General features: G+C 68.3%; 22 protein-coding genes, 1 tRNA gene and 1 pseudogene. 9 read left to right on the top strand and 15 right to left on the bottom strand.

Annotated elements, in window-relative coordinates:
- On the bottom strand, window positions 1–353 hold a 353-nt coding region (folK, locus tag FOY91_RS11745; protein ID WP_145151867.1), incomplete at its 3' end, for a 2-amino-4-hydroxy-6-hydroxymethyldihydropteridine diphosphokinase.
- A 44-nt stretch (window positions 354–397) separates the two neighbouring features.
- Here folK and FOY91_RS11740 point away from each other — a divergent pair.
- Window positions 398–1075, top strand: a complete 678-nt coding sequence (locus tag FOY91_RS11740; RefSeq protein ID WP_145151864.1) for a uracil-DNA glycosylase — start codon at window positions 398–400, stop codon at window positions 1073–1075.
- A gap of 63 nt (window positions 1076–1138) precedes the next feature.
- Here the strand turns inward: FOY91_RS11740 and rplL are convergent, their stop codons facing one another.
- From rplL to FOY91_RS11700, 8 genes are all read right to left on the bottom strand, one after another.
- Window positions 1139–1513: a 50S ribosomal protein L7/L12 gene (gene rplL, locus FOY91_RS11735; RefSeq protein ID WP_145151861.1), complete on the bottom strand. Its 375-nt coding sequence runs from the start codon at window positions 1511–1513 to the stop codon at window positions 1139–1141.
- Between the two features lie 60 nt (window positions 1514–1573).
- A complete protein-coding gene (rplJ, locus tag FOY91_RS11730; protein WP_145151858.1) occupies window positions 1574–2110 on the bottom strand; it encodes a 50S ribosomal protein L10 in 537 nt (178 codons plus the stop codon).
- Window positions 2111–2364: 254 nt separating this feature from the next.
- The gene (gene rplA, locus FOY91_RS11725) at window positions 2365–3063 is read right to left on the bottom strand and encodes a 50S ribosomal protein L1 (RefSeq protein WP_145151854.1); all 699 of its coding nucleotides are present in this window, start codon (window positions 3061–3063) and stop codon (window positions 2365–2367) included.
- Window positions 3064–3065: 2 nt separating this feature from the next.
- Entirely contained in the window at window positions 3066–3497 is a 432-nt protein-coding gene (rplK, locus tag FOY91_RS11720; RefSeq protein WP_145151850.1) for a 50S ribosomal protein L11, read from the bottom strand.
- An 80-nt stretch (window positions 3498–3577) separates the two neighbouring features.
- Window positions 3578–4117, bottom strand: a complete 540-nt coding sequence (gene nusG, locus FOY91_RS11715; protein WP_145151847.1) for a transcription termination/antitermination protein NusG — start codon at window positions 4115–4117, stop codon at window positions 3578–3580.
- A 14-nt stretch (window positions 4118–4131) separates the two neighbouring features.
- On the bottom strand, window positions 4132–4329 hold the full coding sequence (gene secE / locus FOY91_RS11710; protein WP_145151844.1) for a preprotein translocase subunit SecE: 198 nt from the start codon (window positions 4327–4329) through the stop codon (window positions 4132–4134).
- 94 nt (window positions 4330–4423) lie between these two features.
- Window positions 4424–4499: transfer RNA gene (locus FOY91_RS11705), tRNA-Trp, on the bottom strand.
- An 81-nt stretch (window positions 4500–4580) separates the two neighbouring features.
- Window positions 4581–6341, bottom strand: coding sequence for a fatty acyl-AMP ligase (locus FOY91_RS11700; protein ID WP_145151885.1), 1761 nt, complete (start codon window positions 6339–6341; stop codon window positions 4581–4583).
- A gap of 179 nt (window positions 6342–6520) precedes the next feature.
- On the opposite strand from FOY91_RS11700, the gene FOY91_RS11695 reads away from it, so the two are divergent.
- The 6 genes and pseudogenes from FOY91_RS11695 to FOY91_RS22700 form a co-directional block, all read left to right on the top strand.
- Entirely contained in the window at window positions 6521–7114 is a 594-nt protein-coding gene (locus tag FOY91_RS11695) for a regulatory protein RecX (RefSeq protein WP_145151841.1), read from the top strand.
- A gap of 201 nt (window positions 7115–7315) precedes the next feature.
- Window positions 7316–7807: a cold-shock protein gene (locus FOY91_RS11690; RefSeq protein WP_145151882.1), complete on the top strand. Its 492-nt coding sequence runs from the start codon at window positions 7316–7318 to the stop codon at window positions 7805–7807.
- A complete protein-coding gene (locus FOY91_RS11685) occupies window positions 7804–8298 on the top strand; it encodes a DUF192 domain-containing protein (protein ID WP_203234551.1) in 495 nt (164 codons plus the stop codon). The genes FOY91_RS11690 and FOY91_RS11685 overlap by 4 nt, the downstream gene beginning before the upstream one ends.
- A 54-nt stretch (window positions 8299–8352) precedes the next feature.
- Window positions 8353–8751: an NADH:ubiquinone oxidoreductase subunit NDUFA12 gene (locus FOY91_RS11680; protein ID WP_145151838.1), complete on the top strand. Its 399-nt coding sequence runs from the start codon at window positions 8353–8355 to the stop codon at window positions 8749–8751.
- A complete protein-coding gene (gene mlaD, locus FOY91_RS11675; RefSeq protein WP_145151835.1) occupies window positions 8748–9227 on the top strand; it encodes an outer membrane lipid asymmetry maintenance protein MlaD in 480 nt (159 codons plus the stop codon). Before FOY91_RS11680 ends, mlaD begins: the two co-directional genes overlap by 4 nt.
- Window positions 9224–9664: pseudogene (locus tag FOY91_RS22700) on the top strand (DUF2155 domain-containing protein); the annotation flags it as partial. The gene mlaD and the pseudogene FOY91_RS22700, both read left to right, overlap by 4 nt.
- Before the next feature lie 35 nt (window positions 9665–9699).
- Here the strand turns inward: FOY91_RS22700 and aat are convergent.
- From aat to aroQ, 5 genes are read right to left on the bottom strand one after another with little or no spacing between them, the layout of a single operon-like run.
- Entirely contained in the window at window positions 9700–10422 is a 723-nt protein-coding gene (aat, locus tag FOY91_RS11665; protein ID WP_145151832.1) for a leucyl/phenylalanyl-tRNA--protein transferase, read from the bottom strand.
- A 56-nt stretch (window positions 10423–10478) separates the two neighbouring features.
- The gene (gene arsC, locus FOY91_RS11660; RefSeq protein ID WP_145151829.1) at window positions 10479–10820 is read right to left on the bottom strand and encodes an arsenate reductase (glutaredoxin); all 342 of its coding nucleotides are present in this window, start codon (window positions 10818–10820) and stop codon (window positions 10479–10481) included.
- Window positions 10817–12211: an acetyl-CoA carboxylase biotin carboxylase subunit gene (gene accC / locus FOY91_RS11655; protein ID WP_145151827.1), complete on the bottom strand. Its 1395-nt coding sequence runs from the start codon at window positions 12209–12211 to the stop codon at window positions 10817–10819. The genes arsC and accC overlap by 4 nt, the downstream gene beginning before the upstream one ends.
- Window positions 12212–12215: 4 nt before the next feature.
- A complete protein-coding gene (gene accB / locus FOY91_RS11650; protein WP_203234550.1) occupies window positions 12216–12701 on the bottom strand; it encodes an acetyl-CoA carboxylase biotin carboxyl carrier protein in 486 nt (161 codons plus the stop codon).
- A gap of 33 nt (window positions 12702–12734) precedes the next feature.
- Entirely contained in the window at window positions 12735–13169 is a 435-nt protein-coding gene (gene aroQ, locus FOY91_RS11645) for a type II 3-dehydroquinate dehydratase (protein ID WP_145151824.1), read from the bottom strand.
- A 147-nt stretch (window positions 13170–13316) separates the two neighbouring features.
- Here aroQ and thiS point away from each other — a divergent pair, with 147 nt between their 5' ends.
- The gene (gene thiS / locus FOY91_RS11640; protein ID WP_145151821.1) at window positions 13317–14348 is read left to right on the top strand and encodes a sulfur carrier protein ThiS; all 1032 of its coding nucleotides are present in this window, start codon (window positions 13317–13319) and stop codon (window positions 14346–14348) included.
- Here thiS and FOY91_RS11635 read toward each other — a convergent pair.
- Complete coding sequence (locus tag FOY91_RS11635; protein WP_145151818.1) at window positions 14345–14638, bottom strand: antibiotic biosynthesis monooxygenase family protein; 294 nt, start codon at window positions 14636–14638, stop codon at window positions 14345–14347. The genes thiS and FOY91_RS11635 overlap by 4 nt on opposite strands.
- 179 nt (window positions 14639–14817) lie before the next feature.
- Here FOY91_RS11635 and FOY91_RS11630 point away from each other — a divergent pair, with 179 nt between their 5' ends.
- On the top strand, window positions 14818–14997 hold the full coding sequence (locus FOY91_RS11630; protein WP_145151815.1) for a CsbD family protein: 180 nt from the start codon (window positions 14818–14820) through the stop codon (window positions 14995–14997).
- Window positions 14998–15015 lie beyond the last annotated feature (18 nt).

Here is a 15015-nt window from a genome sequence, read left to right as displayed (position 1 = left end):
GGGCGGGGCGGGCCGGGCGGCCAGATCCCGCCGGACCACAGCACGATATCGAGGTCGAGCACGCGCGCGCCCCAGCGCCGACCCGGCCGCCTGCCGAACCGCCGCTCGATCGCCTTGAGCAGCGCCAGCAGCGTCGGCGGCGCGAGCGGTGTCGCCACGATCGCCACCGCATTGGCGAAGCCGCGTCCCGCCGGCCCCAGCGCGGCGGTATGGATCACCGGCGAGACGCGCGCGATCGCCAGCCCCTCGGCCGCCATCACGACAAGCGCGGCGGCGATCACCCCGGCGGGCGCGCCGTGCCGGCCGTGGCGCCGGTTCGATCCGAGCGCGATCGCATATCGGGGGGAGGGCATGGTGGCGGCTTTCCTGTCGGCCCGACGCCCCTTAAGGCCACGCCATGACCAGCACCACCCCGACCATCGATCCGCCCGCCCGCACGGGCGCCCTCGAGCCATCGCGAGACTGCCCGCTCTGCCCGCGCCTTGCCGAATTCCGCGAGGTGCAGCGCGCCGCGCATCCCGGCTGGTTCAACGCGCCCGTACCCGCCTTCGGTGATCCCGATGCATGGCTGGCGATCGTCGGCCTCGCCCCCGGCCTTCAGGGCGCGAACCGCACCGGCCGGCCGTTCACCGGCGATTTCGCGGGCGTGCTGCTGTACGAGACGCTCATCAAGTTCGGGCTAGCCGAGGGGGAGTTCCTGGCCCGGCCGGACGACGGACTGCGGCTGACCGGCGCGATCATCATCAATGCCGTGCGCTGCGTGCCGCCGCAGAACAAGCCGACGCCGCTGGAGATCAAGACCTGCCGCGAGTATCTGACGCCGAACATCGAGGCGCTGCCGAACCTGAAGGTGGTGGTGGCGCTGGGCGCGATCGCCCACCAGTCGACGGTGAAGGCGCTCGGCGGGCGGCTGCCCAAGGCGCGGTTCGGCCATCTGGCCGAGCATGTCATGCCCTCGGGGATGACGCTGATCGATAGCTACCACTGTTCGCGCTACAACCAGAACACGCGGGTGCTGACGACCGAGATGTTCGAGGCGGTGTTCGAACGGGCGCAGGCATTCCGCCCGGCCTGAGCGCAAATGAAAAGGGGCGGCCCGTTGCCGGACCGCCCCTCGTCTCACGTCGGAACGTGGAGCTTACTTCAGCTCGACGGTCGCGCCGGCGGCTTCCAGCTGAGCCTTCAGCTTGGTCGCCTCGTCCTTGTTCACGCCTTCCTTGACGGCCTTCGGAGCGGACTCCACCAGCGTCTTGGCTTCGGTCAGGCCCAGGCCGGTGATGGCGCGGACTTCCTTGATGACGTTGATCTTCTTGCCACCGTCGCCGGTGAGGATCACGTCGAACTCGGTCTGCTCTTCGGCAGCCGGAGCGGCAGCGCCACCGCCGGCGGCGGGAGCGGCGACGGCAGCGGCGGCCGAAACGCCCCACTTCTCTTCGAGCAGCTTGGAAAGATCGGCCGCTTCGAGAACGGTCAGGGCCGAAAGGTCGTCAACGAGCTTCTGCAGGTCTGCCATGGGTAATCTCCGTGTCGGGCCAGCGGCCCATTTTCAGTTGATGTATTCGGTATCGAAAGATCAGGCCGCTTCGGCTTCCGCCGATGCGCCGTCCTTTTCCGCGTAAGCGGCCAGGACGCGGGCGATATTGCCGCCCGGCGTCTGGATGACCCGCGCGATCTTGGTCGCCGGCGCCTGAACGAGGCCGATGATCTTCGCACGCAGTTCATCAAGCGACGGCAGCTGTGCCAGCGCCTTCACGCCCTCGACGTCGAGGACCGTATCGCCCATCATGCCGCCAACGATTTCCAACTTGTCGTTGGTCTTCGCGAAATCCACGATCACCTTTGCAGGGGCGACGGGATCGGACGACGTGCTGAGCGCGGTCGGGCCGACGAGCAGGTCGCTGAGACCTGTATACGTCGTCCCTTCGGCGGCGATGCGGGCAAGCTTGTTCTTCGATACCCGATAGCTGGCGCCGGCTTCGCGCATCTTCGTCCGGAGCACAGTGGACTGTGCGACCGTCAGGCCGAGGTTGCGCGTGACGATCACGACGCTGGTCTCGGAGAAGGTGCTCTTCAGCGTGGCGACCAGATCGTTCTTCTGAACTCGATCCATGCCTCACTCCTTACATGCCGCGGCGGAACATCCGCCGTGGCGATTGAGCCGATGGGCCGATACGCCGCCCACCAGCCCGCCCGAGGGGTAAGGTTGCCCGGCAACGGAGAGTTCCGCTGGCAGACCCGGCGCCCCGGAGGACGAACCGGAAAAACGCTTCCCCGTCATATGCGGGAGATTAAGGGCGACAGGCCCACCCGCAGTCTCGGACGGCAACATGCCGGCGGGGCGGACCCCGCCGGCAATTCTTGAAATCAGACGATCGCCAGTTCGGCCACGTCGATCTTCAGGCCCGGCCCCATGGTGGAGCTGACCGCGATCTTGCGGACATACTTGCCCTTGGCGCCCGACGGCTTGGCCTTGGTCAGCGCATCGAGCAGCGCATCGAAGTTGGCGCGCAGATCTTCCGCCGGGAACGACGCCTTGCCGATGCCCGAATGGATGATGCCGGCCTTCTCGACGCGATACTCGACCTGACCGCCCTTGGCGGCCTCGACGGCGGCGGCGACGTTCATCGTCACGGTGCCCAGCTTCGGGTTCGGCATCAGGCCCTTCGGACCCAGCACCTTGCCGAGGCGGCCGACCAGACCCATCATGTCCGGCGTCGCGATGCAGCGATCGAAATCGATGGTGCCGTTCTGCACCGCTTCGAGCAGATCCTCGGCACCGACCACTTCGGCACCCGCCGCGCGGGCTTCGTCGGCCTTGGCGCCACGGGCGAACACGCCGACGCGCACGTCCTTGCCGGTGCCCTTGGGCAGCGTGACGACGCCGCGGACCATCTGGTCGGCGTGGCGTGGGTCGACGCCCAGGTTCACCGCGACCTCGATGGTCTCGTCGAACTTGGCCGAGGCGTTGCTCTTGGCGAGGGCGATGGCTTCATCGACGCCATGCAGCTTCTCGGGGTTGATCGCGGCGGCGAATGCCTTCGCCTTCTTGCTCTGCTTGGCCATGTTCAGCCCTCCACCACTTCGAGGCCCATCGCGCGGGCCGAGCCTTCGATGATCCGCGTGGCGGCATCGATGTCGTTGGCGTTGAGATCCTTCATCTTCGCGGTCGCGATCTCGGAGAGCTGCGCGCGCGTGATCTGACCGGCGACCACCTTGCCCGGCTCCTTGGAGCCCGACTTCAGGTTCGCGGCCTTCTTGATGAGGTACGTTGCCGGCGGCGTCTTCGTCTCGAACGAGAAGGAGCGGTCGGCATACACGGTGATGACGGTCGGCAGCGGCGTGCCGACTTCCTGACCACCGGTCTGCGCGTTGAACGCCTTGCAGAATTCCATGATGTTCACGCCGCGCTGGCCCAGCGCCGGGCCGATCGGCGGCGACGGATTGGCCTTGCCGGCCGGCACCTGCAACTTGATGTAACCCGTAATCTTCTTCGCCATGTTTCACTCCTATGGCTTAGCGGTGCTCGCGGCGGGCCGTGGCCTGCCTCCCGCGGATCATCCCGGTCGCCCGGAAACTCTTATTTGGCGCGCTCGACCTGCTCGAACTCCAGCTCCACCGGGGTGGCGCGGCCGAAGATCGAGACGGACACCTTGACGCGGCTGCGATCGAAATCGAGCTCCTCGACGAGGCCGTTGAAGCTGGCGAACGGGCCGTCCAGCACCTTGACCGAATCGCCGATCTCGAAATCCACCTTGATCTTCGTCTTCGGTGCGGCGGTGGCGGCTTCCTCCTTGGTGGAGAGGATGCGCGCGGCTTCCGACTCGCTGATCGCTTGCGGCTTGCCCATGCTGCCGAGGAAACCCGTGACCTTCGGCGTGTTCTTCACGAGGTGATACACGTCGTCGTTCATCGACAGCTTGGCCAGCACGTAGCCGGGAAAGAACTTCTTGTCGGAGGTGATCTTCTTGCCGCGACGGACTTCCGTGACCTTTTCGGTCGGCACCTCGACGGCCTCGACGAGCTGCTCCAGCCCGAGCCGCGTGGCATCGGCGAGGATCGCTTCCTTCACCTTGTTCTCGAAGCCCGAGTAGGCGTGGATGATGTACCAGCGCGACATGTGACGATCCCGACCTAGGCGACGAGGGAGAGCAGGGCGGCGACGATCTGCTTGAAGATCGTATCCACGCCGAAGAAGAACACGCCCAGGATCACCGTCATCAGCACGACCATGATGGCCGTGGTCACGGTTTCGCGGCGGGTCGGCCAGGCGACCTTCTTCCGCTCGGCCTCGACCTGCCGCATGAACTCGCCGGGAGATGTCTTCGCCACTCTCGCCCTTCCAAACAACAACAAAGAGGCCGCCGGCACCCGCGCTGGGCCGCCCCGACCTCGTCTGTCTCCCCGTCGGCCGGTAATCAGAAACTGGCAGGAGTGGAGGGACTCGAACCCACGGCCCTCGGTTTTGGAGACCGATGCTCTACCAACTGAGCTACACTCCTCCGGTGTTCCGGGGAGCGGCGCACATAGCCGGGGGGCGGGCGGAGCGCAAGCGCGACGTGAGCGCCGTGCCGCCCGCCCCGTCAGGCGGCGATGTCGTAGGGCTGGATCTCGCCCGACAGGTACAAGGTGCGCGCCTTGGCGCGGCTGAGCTTGCCCGAGCTGGTGCGCGGCAGCGTGCGCGGGGGCACCAGCTCGATCACGCAGTTCATGCCCGTGATCGAGCGTACCTTCTCGCGGATCTGGTCGCGCAGGCGCGATCGTTCGTCCTGATCGGAGGTGCGGCACTGCACCAGCACGGCCGGCGTCTCCTCGCCGCCGGGGGTGGTGATGGCGAAGGCGGCGATGTCGCCCGCCTTGAAGCCCGGCAACTGCTCGACCGCCCACTCGATATCCTGCGGCCAGTGATTCTTGCCGTTGATGATGATCATGTCCTTGGCGCGGCCGACGATATAGACGTAGCCGTCGCTCAGATACGCCATGTCGCCGGTGTCGAGCCAGCCGTCGGCCATGCAGGCGGCGGTCGCTTCCGGGTCGTTGAAATAACCCTCCATGATCGAGGGGCCGCTGCACCACAATTTGCCGATCGCGCGCTCGGGCAGAGGGGTGCCGTCCTCCTCGCGGATCTCGATCCGCATGTCGCGCGCGGGCTTGCCGCAGTTGACGATCGCGCGATATCGCTGCGGTCGCCCGACCGCGCCCGCGCCGCCCGAAAGCTGCGTTTCCTCGACCAGTTCCACCACGATGCCCTCGCCCGGCGGCATGATCGAGACGGCCAGCGTCGCCTCGGCCAGGCCGTAGCTGGGCAGGAAGGCGCCGGCCTTGAACCCGGCCTCGGCGAAGGCGTCGACGAACGATTGCATCACGTCCGGCCGGATCATGTCCGCGCCGTTGCCGGCGATCCGCCAGCGCGACAGGTCGAAGCGGTCCGATGCCTTGGTCTGGCTCGACATGCGGCGCGCGCAGATATCGTAGCCGAACGTGGGCGAGTAACTGAGGGTGGTGCCCTCGTTGCGCGAGATCATGTCCAGCCAGGCCAGCGGGCGGCGGGCGAAATCCTCGGTCTTGAGGTAGTCGGTCGACACCTGGTTGGCGATCGGCGAGAGGAAGCAGCCGACCAGCCCCATGTCGTGATACCATGGCAGCCACGACACGCAGCGATCGCTGTCGATCACCTCCATGCCGTGCGAGTGCGCCGCCAGATTGTTGAGCAGCGCCAGATGCGTGACGGCGACACCGTGGGGAAAACGGGTCGAGCCGCTCGAATATTGCAGGTAGGCGATGTCGTCGGGCGCGGCCTGCGGCAGCGGCGCCTCGGGCGCGGCCTCGCGGGCGAAATCCTCCCACGCAACGCCCTCGACACCGCAGGCGGCCGCCGCGTCGCCGGCCATCGCGGCAAGTTCGGCGGGGTAGAACAGCAGCTTCGGGTCGGCGGAGCGCAACTGCACGCTCAGTTGCTCGATATAGGAGTCGCGCCCGCCGAAGCTGGTCGGCAGCGGCAGCGGCACCGGCCACACGCCGGCATAGATCGCGCCGAAGAACAACGCGGCGAATTCCGCCCCCGTCTCCGCCACCAGCGCCACGCGATCGCCGGGCACCAGCCCGCGCGCGATCAGCCGGCGGGCGCTGGCGATCGCGTCGTCCCGCAACGTGGCATACGGATAGGCGCGCGCCAGCGTGCCGCGCGCATCGTGGAAGTTCAGCCCGCGCACGCCCGTGGCGGCATAGTCCAGCGCCTGCCCGAGCGTATCGAAATCCGAGAAACGACGCGGCAGGCTGTCAGCCGTCGGCGTGGCGACCGGCCGTTGGGTGGCGCACGAAGCCGCGTCGACGCTCGTCGATATGCCAGAAACCTTCTCGAGCAACCCGGGCAACTCCTCTACAACGTCGCGTTCGACGATGTTTTCCTTACGCAACGCTGGCGATCGGCCCGGCGGAAACGGCGCGCCGTCTCAACCAGATCGCCGCCGTGGCGGTCAAGCCTCGTTCTAATTCCGGCCTGACTGTGGCACAAACATGACGAATGCCCCGCCGTCCCCCAGATCCCGACCGGCAACGCGTCATCCCGCCGCTGGACGGCGCGGGGCTGGAACGGCTCGCGCTCGCCTATGTCGGCCGCTACGCCACCACCCGGGCGAAGCTGCGCGCCTATCTGTTGCGCAAGCTGGGCGAGCGCGGCTGGGGCGGGGAGGGCGCGCCGCCGGTGGAGCCGCTGATCGCGCGCTGCGCCGACTATGGCTATGTCGACGATCGCCAGTTCGCCACGATGCGCGCCGCGGCGCTCAGCCGGCGGGGCTACGGCCCGCGGCGGGTGGGCGATGCGCTGCGGGCCGCCGGGGTGGAGCCGGACGACGCCGCGCCGGCCCGCGCCACGGCCGGCGACGACGCGCTCGCCACCGCGCTCGCTTATGCCCGCCGTCGCCGGATCGGCCCCCATGCGCCGGCCCCGCTCGACCCCGATCGCCGCCGCAAGGCGTTGGCCGCGATGTTGCGCGCCGGCCATGACTTCACCATCGCGCGCCGAATCATCGAGATGGCGCCGGGCGACATCCCGGACGAGACGGCGGAGACCGATGGTAAAATGTCCCTTAATGAAGACGACGGGACGTGGTTTTGATTTCGCTTCATGCCGGCCCCGTGCTAGCCTTGGCCTCGATTATCGAGGGGGCGTGGGCAGATCAGCATGAAGACGGACGGCGTTACCGAAGGGGAATGTCCCGGTGTGACGATCGACGTCGCCACGGCCGATCCTTCGTACGAACGGCCGACGGCCCCCACCGACGATAACGCCACCGGCGCGGACATCGCGGTCGCCGGTATGGTGAAATGGTTCGATGCGACGCGCGGTTTCGGCTTCATGGTCGATGAGGGCGGGGCTGGCGACGTGCTGATCCACTTCTCCGTACTGCGCGAGCATGGCCGCCGCACCCTGCCCGAAGGCGCCCGGCTCGAATGTCTGGCGTTGCGCCGCGAACGGGGGCTGCAGGCGCGCATCGTGCTGGCGATCGATCTCAGCACCGCCACCGGCCCCGATCCCGATCTGGTCGCCCGCCGCGCCGCCGACAGGGTCGATCCGACCGGGCTGCTGGACGATGCCGGCCCGTTCGAGCCGGTGACGGTCAAATGGTTCAACCGCCTCAAGGGTTACGGCTTCGTCGTGCGGCCGGGCGAGGGACAGGATATCTTCGTGCATATGGAAACCGTCCGCCGCGCCGGCCTCGACGAACTGGAACCGGAGCAGCCGCTGCAGGCGCGCATCGCCGCCGGCCGCAAGGGGCCGCTGGCCGTCGCCGTGTCGGCCGCACCGTGAGCAGTCGCGTTCGTTTTCCGGCCGTCGTCGCGCTGGCGCTGCTGGCCGGTTGCAACGCGCCCGCGCGCACCGTTGCGTCGCCGCCACCCGGCCCGGCCTCGCCCGCCGCCGCGCCGATCGCCGCACGCGTGCCGCTCTTCATTCGCACGGCCAAGGGCGAGCGGCGCTTCACCATCGAGGTCGCGCGCACCCCGGGCGAGCAGGAGCATGGGCTGATGTTCCGTGAACGGCTCGATCCCGATGGCGGCATGATCTTTCCGTTCTCGCCGCCGCGTCCGGCCTCGTTCTGGATGCGCAACACCGTCATCCCGCTCGATCTGATCTTCATCCGCGCCGATGGTCGCATCGCCCGCATCGCCGCCGACGCGAAGCCGTACTCGCTCGATCTGATCGAGTCGGGCGAACCCGTGGCCGCCGTGCTGGAGATCGCCGGAGGCCGCGCCGCCGAACTCGGCATCGCGGCGGGCGATATCGTGCGCTGGCCGGGCTGAACGGCGCGCCTGCACGGTTGCGCAAACCCCGCCATCCCGGCTAAGCGGCCAAGCATGGGCCTTCTGAAAAACATCTTTACCTGGTGGGATGGCGCGACCATCGGCACCAGCCTGTTCAGCCGCCGCAACGGCCGCGAGGTCGGTCGCGATGCGGCCGGCAACCTCTACTTCGAGGCGAAGAAGGAGGAGAACGGCTTCCGTCGACGCTGGGTGATGTACAACGGCGCCAACGACGCCAGCCGCGTGCCGCCCGAGTGGCACGGCTGGCTGCACAACACCGTCGATGCGCTGCCCGACCAGTCGCTGCCGCCCGCGCGCGTGTGGGAGAAGCCCGCGCTGCCCAACCAGACGGGCACGGCCACGGCCTATCGCCCGGCCGGCGCGCTGGAGAAGGGCGGGCGCCGCGCCGCCGCCACCGGCGATTACGAGGCATGGAGCCCGGACGCGCTGTGAAGAACCTGTTTCGCGAAAACGTCGTCGAGGCGCTGGTCGGCCTGCTCGTGGTGCTGCTGGCGGCGTGGTTCGCCTGGTTCGCGTGGGATCGCACCGGCGGCGGCGGCCCGGCCGATGCCATCCGCGTGACCGCGCTGTTCCCCAACGCATCCGGCGTCGCCGTCGGCACCGATGTGCGCGTGGCCGGACTGAAGGTGGGCACCGTGGCGGAACAGAAGCTCGATCCGCAGAGCTTTCAGGTCGATGTCACGCTGGCGCTGGACCCCACGCTGAAGATGCCGAAGGACAGCAGCGCGGCGATCACGTCCGAGGGGCTGCTCGGCAGCACCTTCATCGCCTTGGCGCCCGGCGGCGATCCCGCCCCGCTCAAGTCCGGCGACACGATCGTCGATACGCAGGGGTCGATCGACCTGATGGGCATGATCGGCCAGTTCATCAACAAGAGCGGCAGCGACACCCCGGCCACGCCGAAATGAACCGCGCGCTGGCGGCGGTGGCGCTGGCGGCGTTGCTGGGCGTCGGCGGCTGGCAGGCGGCGCAGGCATTGCAGGCGGTCCCCGAAGGGGAGGCGCTTACCGCCGAGGCCGCCGCCCCCGGCCCGGAAGCCGCCGCCACGCGCACCGCGCCGCGCCGCGCCGACACCCCGACCGAGCCGGCACCGACGCGTGACACCACGCCGATGAACCAGCGCATCGCGACGCTCGGCCTGCTCAACAAGCGCAACGGCGTCGCGCGCAACATCATCCTGCGGCCGGGCCAGTCGGTGCGGGTCGGCGACGTGATCGTGCGGCTGCGCGCCTGCGAGACGACCGCCCCCTACGAGACCGAGCAACTGACCGGCGCCTTCGTACAGACGGACGTGCGCGGGCGGGATGACAGGTGGCGGCGGATCTTCTCGGGCTGGCTCTACAAGGAGTCGCCCGGCCTGAACGTCGTCGAGAATCCGCTTTACGACGTCTGGCCCAAGAGCTGCGTGATGCGCCATCCCGATATGGGGCCGGATACGGTTTCGGCCGTGTCGCCTGGCGCGGCAAGGCGATCGAGCGCGAAGAAGTCGGCGGGGCCGACGCCGCCTTCGGCAGCCGAGGAAGGCCCCACCCCCAGCGCCGAATCGAGCAACGCGACATAATCCTGCCGGCCGATCTCCACCGCGCCCAGCGAGGCGAGGTGTTCGGTGATGAACTGGCAGTCGAGCAGGCGGAAACCGCCCGCCTTCAACCGCGCCACCAGCCACGCCAGCGCCACCTTGGAGGCATCGCGCGTGCGGCTGAACATGCTCTCGCCGAAGAAGGCCGCGCCCAGCTTCACCCCGTATAGCCCGCCGACCAGCTCGCCGTGCTGCCAGCATTCGATCGAGTGGGCATGGCCGCGCCGGTGAAGGTCCGCATAGGCCGCCTCGATCTGGCCGTTGATCCACGTATCGGGCCGATCGGCGGTGGCCTCGGCGCAGTGGGCGACCACGCCGGCGAAATCCCGGTCAGCCGTCACGGTGAAGCGTTCCGAGCGGATCGTCTTGGCGAGCGAGCGCGACAGGCGGAACCCGTCGAGCGGGAGCACGCCGCGCTTTTTAGGCTCTACCCAGAAGATCTCGGGAGCGGCCCGGCCGTCCGCCATCGGAAACACGCCTACCGAATAGGCGCGCAGCAGCAGATCGGGATCCAGCATCGACATCGCGGCCTCAATCTACGGCCGGCGTGTGGCAAATCAACGCACGATCCCGGCCCGGCTCACAGAATCTCGCTCACCCGCTCCTGCGGGCGGCACAGGCGCACGCCGCGTTCGGTTTCCACCAGCGGGCGCTCGATCAGGATCGGGTCCGCCACCATCGCGGCGAGGATGTCGGTATCGCTCGCCCCGGTATCGATCAGCAGCCGGGCTGCCGGTTCCCTCACCCGCAGCCCCTCCCGCGGGGTGAGGCTGGCGCGGGCGTAGAGATCGGCGAGGGCCGCGGCGGCGGGCGGGGTCTTCAGATACTCCACGACCGTTACGTCGGCGCCGGCCTCCTCCAGCAGCGCCAGCGTCTTGCGAGAGGTGCCGCATTTGGGGTTGTGCCAGATCGTCGCCTTCACGCCGCCGTCTCCGCCGCGGCCTTGTCCGCCGCGTCCTGCTTGGCAAGCCATTCCTCCAGCCACTTGATCGTATAGTCGCCGGACTGGAATTCCGGGTCGTCGAGCAGCGCCTGATGCAGCGGGATCGTGGTCTTGACCCCCTCGATCACGAACTCCTCAAGCGCCCGCCGCAGCCGGCGCAACGCGCCCGCGCGGGTGGTGCCGTACACGATCAGCTTGGCGATCATGCTGTCGTAATAAGGCGGCACGCGGTAGCCGGCGTACAACCCGCTATCCACCCGCACGTGCATTCCGCCTGGCGCGTGGAAGCCCTTCACCAGCCCCGGTGAGGGGGCGAAGGTGCGCGGATCCTCGGCGTTGATGCGGCACTCGATCGCGTGGCCGCGAAACTCGACATCCTCCTGCCGCAGCGTCAGCGGTTTTCCCTCCGCGATACGGATCTGCTCGCGCACCAGATCAAGGCCGGTGATCGCCTCGGTCACCGGATGCTCCACCTGCAGGCGGGTGTTCATCTCGATGAAGTAGAATTCGCCATTCTCGTAGAGGAACTCGATCGTACCGGCGCCGCGATAGCCCATGTCGGCCATCGCCTTCGCCACCACGCCACCCATGCGCATCCGCTGTTCCGCCGAGATGACCGGGGAGGGGGCCTCTTCCAGCACTTTCTGGTGACGGCGCTGGAGCGAGCAGTCGCGCTCGCCGAGATGGATCGCGTTGCCCTTGCCGTCGCCGAACACCTGGAACTCGATGTGGCGCGGGTCACCGAGATATTTCTCCATATAGACGGTCGCGTCGCCGAACGCGGACTTCGCCTCGCTGCCGGCCTGCGCCATCAGCGTTTCGAGCTGGCTCTCCTCCGGCACCACCTTCATGCCGCGCCCGCCGCCGCCTGACGCCGCCTTGATGAGCACCGGGTAGCCGATCCGCGCCGCCAGCGCCTTGGCCTCGGCCAGATCGGTCAGCGCGCCGTCCGACCCCGGCACCAGCGGCAGGCCCAGCCGACCGGCGGTGAGCTTGGCCTCGATCTTGTCGCCCATCGTGCGGATATGCTCGGGCTTCGGGCCGATCCAGATGAGGTTGTGGCTCTCCACGATCTCGGCGAAGCGCGCGTTCTCGCTGAGGAAGCCGTAGCCCGGATGGATCGCGTCCGCGCCCGAGATCTCGGCGGCGGCAATGATGTTCGGGATGTTCAGATAGCTGTCGGCCGCCGGCGGTGGGCCGATGCATACCGCCTGATCGGCGAGGCGCACATGCATCGCCTCGCTGTCGGCGGTGGAATGGACCGCGACCGTCTCGATGCCCATCTCGTGACAGGCGCGATGGATGCGCAGCGCGATCTCGCCCCGGTTGGCGATCAAAACCTTGCGGATGGGCCGGATGTCGGACGACACCTGCCTACTCGACGATCGCGAGCGGCTGGTCGAACTCGACCGGCTGGCCGTTCTCCACCAGCACCGCCTTCACCGTGCCGGCGCGGGGCGAGAGGATCGGGTTCATCACCTTCATCGCTTCCACGATCAGCAGCGTATCGCCGGCCGCCACCTGCGTGCCGATGGCCGAGAACGGCTTGGCGCCCGGCTCGGCGGCCAGATACACCGTGCCGACCATCGGCGATTTCACCGTGCCGGGATGGTCCGCGGCGTCCACCTCGGGCGGGGCCGCCGCCGGGGTCGGCGCGATCACCGGAGCAGGGGCGGCGGGTGCGAGGGCGTACTGCGTCGCGGCGGGCGCCTGCACGGCAGCGGCCTTGCGTGCCACGCGGATGCGGCGGTCGCCATCCTCCACCTCGATCTCGGTGAGGTTGGTTTCGTCGAGCAGTTCGGCAAGCTGGCGGACGAGCGCGGGATCGACCTGCATCGCGCCGTTGTTAGTGTCGGTCATGGCTGACCCTCCCTGAAGTAGTGGCGCTAGTTGTCAGAGCCGTGCCGCCGCGTCCAGCGCGAGCGCGTACGACAATTTCCCGAACCCCGCGATCGTTCCGTGCGCGGCCATGCCGATGTAGCTGCGATGGCGAAAATCCTCCCGCCGGTGCGGATTGGACAGGTGCACCTCGATCACCGGCACGGTGATGCTCTTGATCGCGTCGTGCAGCGAGACGGAGGTGTGGGTGAGGCCGCCGGCGTTCAGCAACACGGCGCGCGCGGGCAGTGCGTTCGCCTCGTGCAGCCAGTCGATCAGATGGCCCTCGTGATTGGACTGGCGCATGTCGATCGACAGGCCCAGCGCCAGCGCCTGATCGTGCAGTTCGTCGGCGATGTCGTCCAGCGTGTCGTGGCCGTAGATCTCCGGCTCGCGCAGGCCCAGCATGTTCAGGTTCGGGCCGTTCAGCACGAAGACGGTATCGGCCATCGCCGTTCACTCCGTTGTGGGGTCGGATGTTGTGGAAAGCGGGCGGATTAGGCGAAGTGGCGCGTCCACGCAAATCCGCCCCCCGCAAATCGGTTGGCCGGGCGGGTGCGGCCACCTAAATGGGGCGCCACGCGATTGGAGACAGGCATGACGACCGACGGCACCATCAGCATCCACGTGAACGGCGAGCATCGCCGCGTGGCCGGGGGCATCACGCTGGCCGAACTCGCCGCCGAACTGGGGCTGGAACCTACCAAGGTGGCGGTGGAACGCAATCTGGAGGTGGTACCGCGCTCCACGCTGGCAACCGTGAAGGTGGAGGACGGCGACGAGCTGGAGATCGTCCACTTCGTCGGCGGTGGCGACCATCCGGTCGCGGGGGGCGGTGGCGACCATGCGGCCAAGGTGGACGACGACAGCTGGACGGTGGCCGGCCGCACCTTCCGCTCGCGGCTGATCGTGGGCACGGGCAAGTACAAGGATTTCGCGCAGAATGCCGCGGCCGTCGCGGCCTCGGGGGCGGAGATCGTCACCGTCGCGGTGCGGCGGGTCAACATCGCCGACCCCAAGGCGCCGATGCTGACCGACTTCATCGACCCGAAGAAGATCACCTATCTGCCCAACACGGCCGGCTGCTTCACCGGCGACGAGGCGATCCGCACGCTGCGGCTGGCGCGCGAGGCCGGCGGCTGGACACTGGTGAAGCTGGAGGTGCTGGGCGAGGCCAAGACGCTCTACCCTGATATGCTGGAAACGCTACGCGCCACCGAGATCCTTGCGAAAGAGGGCTTCGAGCCGATGGTCTATTGCGCCGACGACCCGATCGCCACGCGCCGGCTGGAGGATGCCGGCGCGGTCGCGATCATGCCGCTGGGCGCACCGATCGGCTCGGGGCTGGGGCTGCAGAACCCGGTGATGATCCGCCTGATCGTGGAGGGTGCCAGGGTGCCGGTGCTGGTCGATGCCGGCGTCGGCACCGCCTCCGATGCGGCGGTGGCGATGGAGCTGGGTTGTGACGGCGTGCTGATGAACACCGCCATCGCCGAGGCGCGCGATCCGTTGCTGATGGCGGCGGCGATGAAGGCGGCGGTGGCCGCCGGCCGGCTCGCCTATCGCGCGGGGCGGATGGGGCGGCGGATGTATGCCGATCCATCCAGCCCGCTGGCCGGGCTGATCTAGGCGATCACCGCCTCGAGATGCTCGACATGCGGCGGCCGGGCGAAATGCGGCCCGGCCAGCCGCCGCCACTCGGCGAAGCCGTCCGAGTTGCGGAAGCCGACCATATGGTCGTCCACCGTCTCCCATTGCACCAGCAGGCGGTACAGGTCCTGCACCTCGACCGAGCGATGAAGCGAGAGGCCGTGGCAGCCTTTGGCCGCGAGGAACAATGGTTTGGCCTCCGCGACGGCGGCGACGAACGCCTCCTCGTGGCCGGGGATGACGTGGATTTCGACGAGTTCCTGTATCATGCCACCGCAGTAACCCTTCGGGCGCGCGCGGGCGACCCGCTTTTCGATACCCCGGCCGGGGCGTGAACAAAAAGTAACCCGGCGAGCATCGGAACTCCCGACCGGGCCGCCGGTTCTAGATCCTGTTCCCCCCGCCGGCGGTGTCCCCCCGCCGCCGGCACCCACTCAAGGAGATCGACATGGGCGAATTCGCGGACAAGGCAGCCGGTGCAGCCAACGAAGCCATCGGCAAGGCCAAGCGCGCCCTCGGCGATGCACTCGACAAGCCAGAGCTGAAGGCCGAAGGCGATGCGCAGGAAGCCAAGGGCGACCTGCAGGGTGCCAAGGGTGATGTCAAGGGCGCCATCAACAAGATCTGAGTTCCTCACCCGAGGGTC

It is taken from the genome of Alterirhizorhabdus solaris (assembly GCF_007785815.1).
In the GTDB taxonomy this organism is placed as follows: Bacteria; Pseudomonadota; Alphaproteobacteria; order Sphingomonadales; family Sphingomonadaceae; genus Alterirhizorhabdus; species Alterirhizorhabdus solaris.
This window is presented reverse-complemented; position numbering and strand designations above follow the sequence as displayed.

Bases quoted from the DNA above. Each gene is read 5' to 3' on its own strand.
- nusG (WP_145151847.1), bottom strand. From the start codon at position 4,117: ATGTCGCGCTGGTACATCATCCACGCCTACTCGGGCTTCGAGAACAAG.
- rplJ (WP_145151858.1), bottom strand. From the start codon at position 2,110: ATGGATCGAGTTCAGAAGAACGATCTGGTCGCCACGCTGAAGAGCACC.
- FOY91_RS11690 (WP_145151882.1), top strand. From the start codon at position 7,316: ATGGTGAAATGGTTCGATGCGACGCGCGGTTTCGGCTTCATGGTCGAT.
- thiS (WP_145151821.1), top strand. From the start codon at position 13,317: ATGACGACCGACGGCACCATCAGCATCCACGTGAACGGCGAGCATCGC.
- FOY91_RS11635 (WP_145151818.1), bottom strand. From the start codon at position 14,638: ATGATACAGGAACTCGTCGAAATCCACGTCATCCCCGGCCACGAGGAG.
- rplK (WP_145151850.1), bottom strand. From the start codon at position 3,497: ATGGCGAAGAAGATTACGGGTTACATCAAGTTGCAGGTGCCGGCCGGC.
- accB (WP_203234550.1), bottom strand. From the start codon at position 12,701: ATGACCGACACTAACAACGGCGCGATGCAGGTCGATCCCGCGCTCGTC.
- FOY91_RS11630 (WP_145151815.1), top strand. From the start codon at position 14,818: ATGGGCGAATTCGCGGACAAGGCAGCCGGTGCAGCCAACGAAGCCATC.
- aroQ (WP_145151824.1), bottom strand. From the start codon at position 13,169: ATGGCCGATACCGTCTTCGTGCTGAACGGCCCGAACCTGAACATGCTG.
- FOY91_RS11740 (WP_145151864.1), top strand. From the start codon at position 398: ATGACCAGCACCACCCCGACCATCGATCCGCCCGCCCGCACGGGCGCC.
- FOY91_RS11680 (WP_145151838.1), top strand. From the start codon at position 8,353: ATGGGCCTTCTGAAAAACATCTTTACCTGGTGGGATGGCGCGACCATC.
- FOY91_RS11695 (WP_145151841.1), top strand. From the start codon at position 6,521: ATGCCCCGCCGTCCCCCAGATCCCGACCGGCAACGCGTCATCCCGCCG.
- rplA (WP_145151854.1), bottom strand. From the start codon at position 3,063: ATGGCCAAGCAGAGCAAGAAGGCGAAGGCATTCGCCGCCGCGATCAAC.
- rplL (WP_145151861.1), bottom strand. From the start codon at position 1,513: ATGGCAGACCTGCAGAAGCTCGTTGACGACCTTTCGGCCCTGACCGTT.
- aat (WP_145151832.1), bottom strand. From the start codon at position 10,422: ATGTCGATGCTGGATCCCGATCTGCTGCTGCGCGCCTATTCGGTAGGC.